Origin of the sequence: Salipiger sp. H15 (genome assembly GCF_040409955.1) — a bacterium.
In the GTDB taxonomy this organism is placed as follows: Bacteria; Pseudomonadota; Alphaproteobacteria; order Rhodobacterales; family Rhodobacteraceae; genus Salipiger.
In genome coordinates this window covers 243728-255257 of sequence record NZ_CP123388.1, presented here as the reverse complement: position 1 = coordinate 255257, position 11530 = coordinate 243728, and the positions used below count along the sequence as shown (strand labels likewise).

Genomic DNA, 11530 nt, shown 5'->3' with positions numbered 1-11530 from the left:
GGGTGGTCTCCTTGGGTGCCGGTCGCGGGCTGGGCCCGGCCGGACTTCTCGTGTCAGAAATCGTGGTGTCGGATGTTGCGCAGCACGCGCTGCAGCATTTCGTTGAGGCTCGCGCGCTCGTCCTCGTCTAGGACCTGCAGCATGCGGTCGCGCATCGACAGCATCGCCGGCCAGGCGGTCTCGTAGGCGGCGCGGCCCTCGTCGGTGAGACTTATCTTGCGGAAACGGCTGTCACCGTCCTGCGCCTCGCGCCGGACGAGGCCCGCGCTCTCCATCGCGTCGAGCGTGCGCGAGAGCGTCGGCTGCTTGATGACCGTGAGCACCGAAAGCTCGTTGATCGTGTAGGGCCCGCTTTCGGCCAGCACCGCCAGCGCCCGCATCTGCGCGACCGAGACGCCGACTTCCTTGAGCGCGGTCTCGACGCTCTTGTTGTAGCGGGCGATGATGCGGTTCATCAGGTAGGGGGTGAACTGCTCGAGATCCCTGGGTCCCGTGGTCATGCGCCGAGCTCCCGCGCGACGAGAAAGCCCGACCCGCCCGACAGGCCCGGCCCGGGATGGGTCGAGGCGCCGATGTGGTAGAGCCCCTCGAGATCGCTGGCGTGGCGCCGGGTGTCCCCGAAGGGGCGCCAGAGGAAGAACTGGTCGAGCGTGCAGGCGCCGCCATAGGGATCCCCGCCGACGAGGTTCATGTTATATCCCTCGAGATCGGCGGGCGAGATCGCGCGGCGGGTCACCACGCTTTCGGCAAAGCCGTCGATGTGATGCGCGAGGATCGCCTCGATGCGGTCGGCATAGGCTTCGCGCAGCGCCTCGGTCCAGCGGCCGTCGGCGGGCACCTCGATCTTTCCGGCGGCGTCGCCCTTCACGTGACGCGGCGCCTCGGGCATCTGCAGCCAGAGCACGCTCTGCCCCTCAGGCGCGCGGCTCGGGTCGGCGGCGCAGGGCTGACCGACGCAGATCGTCGGCACCTCGGGCAGCATGCCGCGCTCGGCCTCATTGCCGGCCTTGGAGACGCCGTCGAGCCCCGGGGTCAGGTGCAGCAGCTGCACCTTCTCGAGCCCGGCGGCCTTCCATTTCACCGGCCCGTTCAGGAGGTAGTGCAGCTGGAAATTGCCCTTGCCGTGCCGGTACTTGCGCAGGTCATCGCGCCGCGCGGGCGTGGCTGCGAGCTTGCCGTAAAGCTGCTGCGGCGTGACCGAGGCGAGCACGGTTTTCGCGGCGATCGTCTCGCCGCTGGCAAGGCGCAGGCCGGTGGCGCGGCCTTTGTCGTGGGTGATCTCGGCAACCTCGGCCGAGGTGCGGACCGTGCCGCCGTGCTCCTCGATGATGGCGACGAGGCCGCGCACCATGTTCGCGGCGCCGCCCTTGACCACCGGGGCCGAGGCGGCCTCGAGCGCGAACCCGATCACCTTGCCCATCTGGCCGGAGAAGGCGGCCTCTGGCCCGAGCCCGGCGTGCAGGCACCACGGGGCCCAGAGCGCGCGCGACAGGTCGCTCTCGAAGGCGCTCTCGAGCCAGGAGCGCATCGGCTGCAGCGCACCGCCCATCACCGTCGCAAGCCCGCGCGGCTTGCGCGCCCATGCCTCCCTGGCGAGCAGCTTGGCGGTCTGTCTCGACCAGGGATTTCCGCCCATCAGGCCGAAGAGCAGCCCGGCATCGGCCCCGAAAGCGTCGAGGTCGCGGGCCAGCTGCGCGCCGTCGCCGTCATGCGCGGCGTCAAAGGCGGCGACGTTGGCGGCGCGGTCGGTGGTGTAGGTCAGCGCGCGCCCGTCCGGCAGCAGCACGCCGGTCGGCGTGTCGGTGGCGCAGAACTCGACGCCATGCCGGGCGAGATCCGCGCCGAGCGCGCCATGCGCCCCGCCGGTCACCCAGAGCACGAAGGTGGTGGCGAGGGGGTCGTAGGTGACCCCCTCGGCCAGTTCCTCGGAGCGCATGCACCCGCCCGCGACCGCCTCGCGCTCGAACACGGCGACGCGCTTGCCGGACTTGGCGAGCATGGCTGCCGCGGTCAGCGCGTTGATGCCGCTGCCGATGACGGCAACGTCGGGAGAGGTCGGGGAGGTCATCGGCACGCGCTCCTTCGGGTCAGGCTGCGACGAGCGCGAGCGCGCGGATCGGCGAGCCGGTGCCCTTGACGATCTTCAGCGGCGCGGCGACGAGGATTGCGCCCTTGGCCGGAAGCTTGTCGAGGTTGGTCAGCGAGGCCAGCCCGTAGCGGTTGTGCTTGTGCAGCAGGTTGTGCGCCGGGAAGGGGATCTCGAAGCCGCCGGCCGCGCCCGCGTCGGTGCCGATGCACTGGGTGCCCCAGCCGAGCGCCTTCTTCTCTTCCATCAGGTACTGGATGACCTCGGCGGTCGGCCCAGGGGTGTGCGGGCCGGCCTCGTCGGCGTTAAGATAGGCGGCCTCGTCGGTGTTGAACCGGTCCCAGTCGGTGCGCATCAGCACCCATTCGCCTTCCCTGATCTCGCCGTGCTCGGCCTCCCAGGCCTTCACGTGTTCGACGGTGAGCAGGAAGTCGGCGTTCTCGGCGGCCTCTTTCGAGCAGTCGATGACGTTGGCGGGGGCTGCGAAATACTGCGGGTTGATCGTGTCGACCGATCCGTCCGGGTAGTCCTTGCCGGTGATCCAATGGTGCGGCGCATCGTAGTGGGTGCCCGAGTGCTCGCCGACCTTCAGCCAGTTCCAGGCCCAGAACGGGCCGCGGTCGCCGTATTCCGAGATCTTGTGGATCTCGATCTTGGGCGTGTCGTCGGCGATCTCCGGCGGCAGCTTCAGCAGCGGGGTGTCCGGGCCGAGCGGCGCGGTGCAGTCGATCACCTTGATCGAGCCGTCGAGCAGGCCGCTGGCAAGCGTCGCGAGGGCGTCAGTGCTGGTCATTTGGATGTCTCCCTGTGGTGTCGGTCGTGACTCGTTGGCCGGTCGTTTCTTGGGATACATGCAAATACATATAATTTTTTTCTTCAAGAACGAAATTTATAATCCTGTCACTTTTGGGGTCAGGCATGAGGTCGCGATGGGCTGGAATGGGGCTTCGCACGATTTTTGCGCAGCCATGAAGCCTTTTCCCGCCTTGGTTGCGATGATTTGCAGAGCCCGAGGGCAGGGGTCCGAGGGTCGGACCCGCTCGGTGGGCGACTCGCAGGCATAAAGAACTTGAAGCCTAAAATAATTCCCGGTAGCCTTCAGGCAGACGCGGTCCCCGGGCCGCGAGGTCAGTTCAGGGAGAGAAGCCACATGACCCAGGAAAGAGTCGTTCCCGTCGTCACCCGGTCCGCCGAGCTCGATGAAGGCACCCAGCAATCCGGCGATTGCGTCCGCAAGTCCGGCGTCAGCCCGCAGCACACGCCCGCGACGAAGATCTGGTTCGGCCGCGTCACCAACGAGCCGGGCCACCGCTCGCCGCCGCACCACCACCAGGAATGCGAAACCGGCGGCTACGTGCTGAAGGGCCACGGCCGCATCTACTTCGGCGACGACTACAAGGAATACATCGACATGTTCGAAGGCGATTTCGTCTTCGTGCCGCCCTACATGCCGCATGTCGAGGTCAACATGAGCACGACCGAGGAACTGGTCTGGCTGACCTGCCGCACGCCCGACAACCTGGTGGAAAACCTCGAGGACGTGCCGGACGAGGCGCTCGAAGGCTACCGCCGCGCCTGACCGGTGTGGCCTGAAAGGATCATCGCATGAAACTTCTTCGCTACGGACCCGTCGGCGCCGAGCGCCCGGGTCTTCTCGACGCGGACGGCAATATTCGTGACCTCGGCGGCATCGTCGCCGACATCGACGGTGCCGCACTCTCGCCCGAGGGTCTCGCCCGCATCGCCGCGCTCGACCACGCCGTGCTGCCGCTCGTCGAGGGCACTCCGCGCATCGGCTCCGCCATCGCGCGCCCGGGCAAGTTCCTCTGCGTCGGCCTCAACTACGCCGACCACGCGCGCGAGACCGGCAAGGAGCCGCCCGCCGAGCCGGTGCTCTTCGGCAAGGCGACCACCGCGCTCTGCGGCCCCTACGATGACGTCGAGATCCCGCGCGGCTCGGACCGCACCGACTGGGAGATCGAGCTTGGCATCGTGATCGGCACCCGCGCGAAATACGTCTCCGAGGCAGAGGCGCTCGACCATGTCGCCGGCTACGTGCTGGTCAACGACGTCTCGGAGCGGCGCTTCCAGTCCGAACGCGGCGGCCAGTGGATCAAGGGCAAGAGCCATGACACCTTCGGCCCGGTGGGTCCGTGGATGGTGACCAGGGACGAGATCGCCGACGTGCAGGACATCGACCTCTGGCTCGACGTCGATGGCGAGCGCCGCCAGACCGGCAACACCCGCACGATGATCTTCGGCGTGGCGCATCTGGTGCATTACATCTCGCAGTTCATGACGCTCGAGCCGGGCGACATCATCGCCACCGGCACGCCTCCGGGTGTCGGGCTCGGGATGAAGCCGCAGACCTTCCTCAAGGCCGGGCAGGTGGTCACCCTTGGCGCAACCGGGCTTGGCGAGCAGCGCCAGGTGATGGTGCAGGCATGAGCATCGACTTCGGGGCGCTGAAATCCGCGCTGACGGATCTGTCGGGCAAGACCGCGATCGTCACCGGCGCAGCGCGCGGGCAGGGCGCGGTCGAGGCCGAGATGCTGGCCACCGCCGGGGCCTCGGTGCTGATCTGCGACGTGCTCGAGGCGGAGGGCGTCGCCCTCGCCGAGCGGCTCACCTCCGAGGGTCACTCGGTGCGCTTCATGCGGCTCGACGTGACCTCCGAGGCGGAATGGGCCGAGGCGCTGGCGGTCGTGCAGGACTGGACCGGCCGGCTCGACATCCTCGTCAACAACGCCGGGATCATCAACCGCAAGATCATCCGCGACATGTCGGTCGAGGAATGGCGCAAGGTGCTCGACGTGAACGCCACCGGCGCCTTCATCGGGGTCAAGCTGGCGGCGCCGATGATGGCGGAAACGGGCGGCGGTTCGATCGTCAACATCTCGTCCAACAGCGCCTATTCGGGCCATTACGATCCGGCCTACACCGCGTCGAAATGGGCGCTGCGCGGGCTCACGCGCACCGCGGCGATGGAGTTCGCCGAGCAGGGCGTTCGGGTCAACGCAATCTGCCCGGGTCTCATCGTGACCGACCTCAACCGCGGCTCGCCGCACCTCGGCCCGATGATCGGCATGACGCCGATGCAGCGCGCGGGCGAGGCGACCGAGGTGGCGCAACTCGTGCTCTTCCTCGCGTCCGAGGCCTCGGGTTTCATCACCGGCGAGGATTTCGTGATCGACGGCGGCTTCACCGCCGGGGCGGGCTACCGCCGCGTCGCGCGCGAGACCGGGCTGCTCTGACCGACGCCGGCAGCGCAAACGAGAAGGCCCCCGCAGCGACTGCGGGGGCCTTTCCTATTGGCTGAAAGAGCTTAGTGCTTGTTGCGGATGTCGAGCATGATCGAGATGCCGCGGGCGGCGTCGGTTTCCGAGATCTCCGAGAACATCGCGTCGATCCAGCGCAGGTGCTCGGAAACCATCTCGTCCATCAGCGCGCGCCCCGCCGGGGTGATCAGCACGCGGAAGGCGCGGCGGTCGGTCTCCATCGTCTGGCGCTCGGCCAGCCCGTCGGCGACCAGCCGGTCGACCACGCCGGTCACGTTGCCGTTCGAGACGACCAGCTGCTGCGACAGCTCGCTCATCTTCATCCCCTCGGGCGCGGCGTGCAGCGCGGCCAGCACGTCGAAGCGCGGCAGGGTGGTGTCATAGCCCGAGCGCAGCCGCTCGCGCAGCGTGCCCTCGACGTGGCGCACTGCCTTCAGCATCTGCAGCCACAGGCGCAGCCGCTGCCGGGCGAGGTGCTCGTCGGCGATCTGGTGGTCTTGTGCGGTGTCCATGTCTCGCCCCTGCCGGAAAGTTGCGTCCAGACCCTTGAGGTCTCGACATTAGAGGTTGCGTGTATCCCGGCGCGGCGCAACGCAAAAGGCAGGAAATCGCGATTTTTGCCTCTTGCGGCGTGCAGGAAAGCTTCAGGCCGGAAGTTTGCGAGGTCTGCCCGCACCATCGACCGCCACCAGCAGCACGTCGGCGCTGAGGATCCGGCGACCGGCCCCGTCGGGCTCGGCCCATGCGGAAACGGCGAGGTTGAACGAGCTGGTGCCGCGGCGGCTCAGCTCCGCGTGGATGGTGAACTCCTCGCCGCCGTGCAGCGGCGCGTGGAACTGCACGTCCTTGAGCGAGGCGATGACCACGTCGCCGCCGGCGATCTTGCGACCGGCAAGGCCCGCCGCATGGTCGAGCTGCGACAGGATCCAGCCGCCGAAGACCGCGCCGCGCGGCGTCACCTCGGCATGGGGCGCGACGGTGACGATGCAGGGCGGGGTGCCGGGGCGGGTGACGGCCTCAGTCATGGGGGATGACCGCGGTGGCCTCGATCTCGATCCGCGCGGCGTCTTCCATCAGCGCGCAGACCTGCACGACGGCCATGGCGGGGAAGTGGCGGCCGATCACCTCGCGGTAGGCGGCCCCGAAGGCGCGCAGGTTGTCGAGATATTCCTGCTTGTCGGTGATGTACCAGGTCAGGCGCACGAGGTGCTCGGGCCGGGCGCCGGCCTGCTCGAGCACGGCAACGATGTTCTCGAGGGTCTGGCGGAACTGTCCGACCATGTCCTCGTGGACCCATTCCTGCTGCGCGTTCCAGCCGACGAGGCCGCCGGTGAAGACCATGCGCCCTTCGGCGAGCACGCCGTTGGCATAGCCCTTCGCGGGCACCCAGCCATCGGGTTGGAGGAACATGTGGGGCGTGAGAGCGGTCATGCGTCGGTCTTTCTCAATCGGGCGTTTTTGCAACGAGATGGCGGGTCATGGCATCGCGCAGCGGCGCGGGCCAGGGGGCGGAGGTGCCCTGCTCGGCATTGGCGTGGATCACCGTGGCCTGGCAGGTGAAGCGGCGCTCGTCGCCGCTGGTGCAGGTGATGACGAAGGTGGCCGAGGCGCTGCCGAGCCGTTTCACCGCCAGCGACAGGTCGAGCCAGTCGCCGAGCCGCGAGGGGGCATGGAAGCGGCACTCAATCTGACCCATCGGGGTCGCCATTCCGGTTCCGGCGATCATCTCGCCCCAGCCGCAACCGAGCGCATCCGCGAAGAAGCGCTCCTGCACGGCCGAGATCATCTCGAAATAGCGCGGGTAGAAGACGATCCCGGCGGGGTCGCAATGGTTGAACTCGACCTGCCGGCGTATCGTGAAGGCCTCGCTCACGTCTCGCCTCCCGAGATCGAGATGGCCTGGCCGGTGACCATGTCCGAGCCCTCGCCGCAGAGCCAGAGCGCGGCGCGGGCGACGTCCTCGGGCGGCACGAGCCGGTGCATCGGGTTGGTCGCCTCGAGCGAGGCGCGGGCCTCCTCGGGGCTGCGCCCGGTCTTCTCGACGATGTTGGCGATCGAGCGCTCGGTCATCTCGGTGTCGAGAAAGCCCGGGCAGAGCGCGTTGGCGGTGATGCCCTTGCGCGCAAGCTCGAGCGCCACGGATTTCACCAGCCCGATGACCCCGTGCTTGGCCGCGGCATAGGGCGCGACATAGGGATAGCCCTTGAGCCCGGCGGTCGAGGCGATGGCGATGAGCCGGCCCCAGGGCTTGTCCTTCATCGCCTTTGCGCCCTCGCGCAGGGTCAGGAAGGTGCCCGTGAGGTTGACCGAGACCATGCGCTCGAAGGCGGCAAGCTCGGTGCGGGTGAAGGGCGCGCTCTCGGAGGCCCCGGCATTGGCGATGACGATGTCGGGCGCGGCCCCGGCGATGGCGGCGGAGATCGCCGCCTCGTCGGTGATGTCGCAGAGCACCGCGCGGATCGCCGGATGGCGCGCCGCGACCGCCTCGAGCGGCCCCATGCGGCGGCCGCAGATCACCACCTCTGCCCCGGCCTCGGCGAAGGCCAGCGCGATCACCGCGCCGACCCCCGAGCCGCCGCCGGTGACGAAGGCCGTCTTGCCCGCGAGGCTCATGTGGCCATCGCCTTGGCGCGTTCGGCGAGCGTGTTGGCCTGCCGGCGGCCGCCCTCGTAGGGCATCGGCCAGGACTGCTCGGTGTCGCCGAGACCCACCGCCGCGTGCAGCGTCCAGTAGGGATCGGCGAGGTGCGGGCGGGCGAGCAGCACGAGGTCGGCGCGCCCCGCCATCAGGATCGAGTTGACGTGGTCGGGTTCGTAGATGTTGCCCGCGACCAGCGTCGGCGCGCCGATCTCGTTGCGCACGCGGTCGGCGAAGGGCACCTGGAACATCCGCCCGTAGACCGGCTGCTCGGCCTTGTCGGTCTGGCCCGACGAGACGTTGATCGCATCCGCCCCGGCCGCCTTGAACAGGGCCGAGATCTGCACCGCTTCCTCGGGGGTGACGCCCTCGTCGCCCATCCAGTCATGGGCCGAGATGCGCACCGTCATCGGCTTGTCGGCCGGCCATTCGGCGCGCATGGCGGCGAAGATCTCCAGCGGGTAGCGCATGCGGTTCTCGAGGCTGCCGCCGTACTCGTCCTCGCGGCGGTTGGTGACCGGCGAGATGAAGGACGCCAGCAGGTAGCCGTGGGCGCCGTGCATCTCGAGCATGTCGAAGCCCGCGGCCTCGGCGGCGCGCACGCTCTCGACGAACTGCGCCTTGACCATGTCCATGTCGGCGCGGTCCATCGCTTTCGGCACGACGTTGCCCTCCATCAGCGGGATCGCCGAGGCGGAGAGCAGCGGCCAGTTCTCGCCCTCGGCGAGCGGCTTGTCGATGCCGTCCCAGGCGAGCCGGGTCGAGCCCTTGCGGCCCGCGTGGCCGATCTGGGCGCAGATCCTGGCGTCGGTCTCGACGTGCACGAAATCGGTGAGGCGCTTCCATGCCGGCACCTGCTCGGGGCCGATGCAGGGGCAGCCCGGGGTGATCCGTCCCTCCATCGACACGCAGAGCATCTCGGTGAAGACAAGCCCTGCGCCGCCCTTGGCGCGCTCGGCGTAATGCACGAAGTGCCAGTCGTTGGGCATGCCGCCGGTCGCCTTGTACTGCGCCATGGGCGAGACGACGATGCGGTTCTTCAGTTCCATGCCGCGGAGCTTGAAGGGCGCGAACATCGGGCGGCGGCTGGAGTTGCTGCCGGCCTGGCTGTGGAACCAGCTTTCCGCCGAGGCCAGCCATTCCGGGTCGCGCAGCCGCAGGTTCTCGTGGCTGATCCGCTGCGAGCGGGTGAGCAGTGCGTAGTTCAGCTGCATCATGTCGAGCCCGAGGTAGCGCTCGACCTCCTCGAACCACTCGGTGGAATTGCGCGCGGCCGAGGTGACGCGCAGCACCTGCAGCTTGCGCGCGTCCTCGTAGCCCTGCAGCGCCTCGGCGAGCGGCTTGCCGCGCGACAGTTCCTCGGCCAGCGAGATGGCGCTCTCCATGCCGAGCTTCGAGCCTGAGCCGATCGAGAAATGCGCCGTCGCCGAGGCATCGCCGAGCAGCACCACGTTGTCGAAGAACCAGCTCTCGCAGGTCACGCGGGGGAAGCGGATCCAGGCCGAGCCGCGCACGTGGTTGGCGTTGGTCATCAGCGCGTGGCCGCCGAGGTGCTTGGCGAAGATCGTCTCGCAGAGCGCGATGCTCTCCTGCTGGCTCAGCCGGTCGAAGCCGAAGGCTTCAAAGGTCTCGGGGCCGCATTCCACGATGAAGGTCGCGGTGTCGTCATCGAACTGGTAGGCGTGGGCCCAGATCCAGCCGTGCTCGGTCTTCTCGAAGATGAAGGTGAAGGCGTCGTCGAACTTCTGGTGCGTGCCGAGCCAGACGAAGTGGTTGCGCCGCATGTCGATCTCGGGGCGGAACCTGTCGGCATAGAGGCCGCGGGTCTTCGAGTTGAGCCCGTCGGCAGCGACCAGAAGGTCGTTGCTTGCCTTCAGTTCCTCGATCTTCTCGGGGGTGATGTCGGTCTCGAATTCCAGCTTCACGCCGAGCTCGCGCGCGCGCTGTTGCAGGAGCAGCAGCATCTGCTTGCGGCCGATGCCGCAGAACCCGTGCCCGCCCGAGGTCATCGCCTCGTCGCCGCGCACGACCTTGACGTCGTCCCAGTAGGCGAACTTGTCGCGGATCATCTTCTCGGAGACCGGGTCGTTCTCCTCGAAATTCGCCATGGTCTCGTCCGAGAGCACCACGCCCCAGCCGAACGTGTCGTCGGACCGGTTGCGCTCGTAGACGGTGATGTCATGCGCGCTGTCGCGCAGCTTCATCGAAATGGCGAAGTAGAGACCGGCGGGGCCTCCGCCAAGAACTGCGATTTGCATGAGACACAGCTTCCCTGTTTGGTTTCGTCCAGAGTACCGTCTCGGCAAGATACTTCAAGACTAAAATAATTAAGTCGCGCCCTTCTTTTTGGCTCCGCGCGGAACTTCGGCGCTCAAATTCGCGATGATACCAGTAAAATATGCCGAGCCGCGAGCTTCTTGACCTGCCTGCTCCTGCCGCTATGATTTAGGCATAAAGCATATTGGCGCGCCGACTCGAAGCCCCGCCCGGGCCTCACGCACCGCCGAGTCGGGCAGGACACGGAGCAAGCACGAATGCCGTTCACGATTCAGAAACCCATGCGTTTCGGCGACTGCGATCTTACGGGGATCGCCTATCACCCCGCCTACTTGTCGATGCTCGTCGACGTCAACGAGGCCATGTTCGCCTCTTTCGGCGTGACATGGAAGGAGCTGATGTTCGAGCGGCAGCTCGGCCTGCCCAGCGTGAAGATGAACATCGAGTTCAAGAAGCCTGCGGTTTACGGTGACGTGCTCGAATTCAACGTGCACGTGCGGCGGATCGGCAAGTCGTCGCTCGAGCTCTACACCGTGGTGACCGTCGAGGGCGAAGTGATCTGGACCATCGAGCAGTTGATCGTGATGACCTCGACCAGGGATCACAAGTCGCACCCCTGGCCGGATGACTGCCGCAAGGGGCTCGAGCTCTACCTGCACCCGGAAATGGCCGCCTGAGCCACCGTGCGCGGACCGAAATCGAAAGCGCCCCGGCAGGGAACTGCCGGGGCGCCTTGCTTTTGTGCCGTGGAGAAGTGCGTCAGGCGACGCATTCCAGCCGGTGGAACTTCGAGCGGGCGAAGACCAGCGCCTCGCCCCCCGCGATGGCGACATGCTCGATGCGGCCGATGAAGACCGTGTGGCTGCCCGCGTCGGTGGCGGTGACCACCTCGCAGGAGATCGAGGCCAGCGCGCCTTGGAGCCGGGGCAGGCCGAGCGGACAGCAGGACCATGTCCCCGCGAAGAACTTCTCGACGCCGCTCTGCCCCTGCGCGCCGGCAAAGGCCATGGCCACGTCCGCCTGGTCCTGCCCGAGCAGCTGGACGCTGAAGCGCCCGCTGCGCGCGATCTCCTGGCAGGTGCCGGTGCGGCGGTTGACGCAGGCCAGCAGGCTCGGGGGACTGTCGCTCACCGAGCAGACCGCCGTCGCGGTGATCCCGCGCCGCAGATCGCCCGCCCCGGTGGTGATCAGCGTCACCGCCCCGGGAAAGAGCCCCATCGTCTCGCGGAAGGTCGTGATGTCCACGGCCATG

Annotated in this window: 14 protein-coding genes; 4 read left to right on the top strand and 10 right to left on the bottom strand. The window is 67.8% G+C overall.

Features of this window, described 5'->3' with window-relative positions; translation table 11 throughout:
- Positions 1–53: 53 nt before the first annotated feature.
- From PVT71_RS27415 to PVT71_RS27405, 3 genes are read right to left on the bottom strand one after another with little or no spacing between them, the layout of a single operon-like run.
- Entirely contained in the window at positions 54–500 is a 447-nt protein-coding gene (locus tag PVT71_RS27415; protein WP_353476401.1) for a MarR family transcriptional regulator, read from the bottom strand.
- Complete coding sequence (locus tag PVT71_RS27410) at positions 497–2068, bottom strand: NAD(P)/FAD-dependent oxidoreductase (RefSeq protein ID WP_353476400.1); 1572 nt, start codon at positions 2066–2068, stop codon at positions 497–499. Before PVT71_RS27410 ends, PVT71_RS27415 begins: the two co-directional genes overlap by 4 nt.
- A 19-nt stretch (positions 2069–2087) precedes the next feature.
- A complete protein-coding gene (locus tag PVT71_RS27405) occupies positions 2088–2879 on the bottom strand; it encodes a cyclase family protein (RefSeq protein ID WP_353476399.1) in 792 nt (263 codons plus the stop codon).
- 357 nt (positions 2880–3236) lie between these two features.
- On the opposite strand from PVT71_RS27405, the gene PVT71_RS27400 reads away from it, so the two are divergent.
- From PVT71_RS27400 to PVT71_RS27390, 3 genes are read left to right on the top strand one after another with little or no spacing between them, the layout of a single operon-like run.
- Entirely contained in the window at positions 3237–3665 is a 429-nt protein-coding gene (locus tag PVT71_RS27400; RefSeq protein WP_353476398.1) for a cupin domain-containing protein, read from the top strand.
- A gap of 26 nt (positions 3666–3691) precedes the next feature.
- Positions 3692–4534: a fumarylacetoacetate hydrolase family protein gene (locus PVT71_RS27395; RefSeq protein ID WP_353476397.1), complete on the top strand. Its 843-nt coding sequence runs from the start codon at positions 3692–3694 to the stop codon at positions 4532–4534.
- Positions 4531–5340, top strand: coding sequence for an SDR family NAD(P)-dependent oxidoreductase (locus tag PVT71_RS27390; RefSeq protein WP_353476396.1), 810 nt, complete (start codon positions 4531–4533; stop codon positions 5338–5340). The genes PVT71_RS27395 and PVT71_RS27390 overlap by 4 nt, the downstream gene beginning before the upstream one ends.
- Before the next feature lie 71 nt (positions 5341–5411).
- Here PVT71_RS27390 and PVT71_RS27385 read toward each other — a convergent pair whose 3' ends face one another.
- The 6 genes from PVT71_RS27385 to PVT71_RS27360 all read right to left on the bottom strand — a co-directional run bounded on the left by PVT71_RS27385 (position 5412) and on the right by PVT71_RS27360 (position 10259).
- The gene (locus PVT71_RS27385; protein WP_353476395.1) at positions 5412–5876 is read right to left on the bottom strand and encodes a MarR family transcriptional regulator; all 465 of its coding nucleotides are present in this window, start codon (positions 5874–5876) and stop codon (positions 5412–5414) included.
- Between the two features lie 132 nt (positions 5877–6008).
- A complete protein-coding gene (locus PVT71_RS27380; protein ID WP_353476394.1) occupies positions 6009–6389 on the bottom strand; it encodes a hotdog domain-containing protein in 381 nt (126 codons plus the stop codon).
- Positions 6382–6795 carry a RidA family protein gene (locus tag PVT71_RS27375; protein ID WP_353476393.1) on the bottom strand — a complete coding sequence of 138 codons (414 nt, stop codon included), beginning with the start codon at positions 6793–6795 and terminating at the stop codon, positions 6382–6384. Before PVT71_RS27375 ends, PVT71_RS27380 begins: the two co-directional genes overlap by 8 nt.
- Before the next feature lie 13 nt (positions 6796–6808).
- Entirely contained in the window at positions 6809–7237 is a 429-nt protein-coding gene (locus PVT71_RS27370; protein WP_353476392.1) for a thioesterase family protein, read from the bottom strand.
- Complete coding sequence (locus PVT71_RS27365; protein ID WP_353476391.1) at positions 7234–7977, bottom strand: SDR family NAD(P)-dependent oxidoreductase; 744 nt, start codon at positions 7975–7977, stop codon at positions 7234–7236. Before PVT71_RS27365 ends, PVT71_RS27370 begins: the two co-directional genes overlap by 4 nt.
- A complete protein-coding gene (locus PVT71_RS27360; protein ID WP_353476390.1) occupies positions 7974–10259 on the bottom strand; it encodes a bifunctional salicylyl-CoA 5-hydroxylase/oxidoreductase in 2286 nt (761 codons plus the stop codon). Before PVT71_RS27360 ends, PVT71_RS27365 begins: the two co-directional genes overlap by 4 nt.
- Before the next feature lie 276 nt (positions 10260–10535).
- On the opposite strand from PVT71_RS27360, the gene PVT71_RS27355 reads away from it, so the two are divergent.
- Positions 10536–10955, top strand: coding sequence for a thioesterase family protein (locus tag PVT71_RS27355; RefSeq protein ID WP_353476389.1), 420 nt, complete (start codon positions 10536–10538; stop codon positions 10953–10955).
- A gap of 82 nt (positions 10956–11037) precedes the next feature.
- Here the strand turns inward: PVT71_RS27355 and PVT71_RS27350 are convergent, their stop codons facing one another.
- Positions 11038–11529, bottom strand: coding sequence for a flavin reductase family protein (locus PVT71_RS27350; RefSeq protein WP_353476388.1), 492 nt, complete (start codon positions 11527–11529; stop codon positions 11038–11040).
- Between the last annotated feature and the right edge of the window lies 1 nt (position 11530).

Bases quoted from the DNA above. Each gene is read 5' to 3' on its own strand.
- PVT71_RS27365 (WP_353476391.1), bottom strand. From the start codon at position 7,977: ATGAGCCTCGCGGGCAAGACGGCCTTCGTCACCGGCGGCGGCTCGGGG.
- PVT71_RS27350 (WP_353476388.1), bottom strand. From the start codon at position 11,529: ATGGCCGTGGACATCACGACCTTCCGCGAGACGATGGGGCTCTTTCCC.
- PVT71_RS27360 (WP_353476390.1), bottom strand. From the start codon at position 10,259: ATGCAAATCGCAGTTCTTGGCGGAGGCCCCGCCGGTCTCTACTTCGCC.
- PVT71_RS27390 (WP_353476396.1), top strand. From the start codon at position 4,531: ATGAGCATCGACTTCGGGGCGCTGAAATCCGCGCTGACGGATCTGTCG.
- PVT71_RS27415 (WP_353476401.1), bottom strand. From the start codon at position 500: ATGACCACGGGACCCAGGGATCTCGAGCAGTTCACCCCCTACCTGATG.
- PVT71_RS27400 (WP_353476398.1), top strand. From the start codon at position 3,237: ATGACCCAGGAAAGAGTCGTTCCCGTCGTCACCCGGTCCGCCGAGCTC.
- PVT71_RS27395 (WP_353476397.1), top strand. From the start codon at position 3,692: ATGAAACTTCTTCGCTACGGACCCGTCGGCGCCGAGCGCCCGGGTCTT.
- PVT71_RS27405 (WP_353476399.1), bottom strand. From the start codon at position 2,879: ATGACCAGCACTGACGCCCTCGCGACGCTTGCCAGCGGCCTGCTCGAC.
- PVT71_RS27375 (WP_353476393.1), bottom strand. From the start codon at position 6,795: ATGACCGCTCTCACGCCCCACATGTTCCTCCAACCCGATGGCTGGGTG.
- PVT71_RS27410 (WP_353476400.1), bottom strand. From the start codon at position 2,068: ATGACCTCCCCGACCTCTCCCGACGTTGCCGTCATCGGCAGCGGCATC.
- PVT71_RS27385 (WP_353476395.1), bottom strand. From the start codon at position 5,876: ATGGACACCGCACAAGACCACCAGATCGCCGACGAGCACCTCGCCCGG.
- PVT71_RS27355 (WP_353476389.1), top strand. From the start codon at position 10,536: ATGCCGTTCACGATTCAGAAACCCATGCGTTTCGGCGACTGCGATCTT.
- PVT71_RS27380 (WP_353476394.1), bottom strand. From the start codon at position 6,389: ATGACTGAGGCCGTCACCCGCCCCGGCACCCCGCCCTGCATCGTCACC.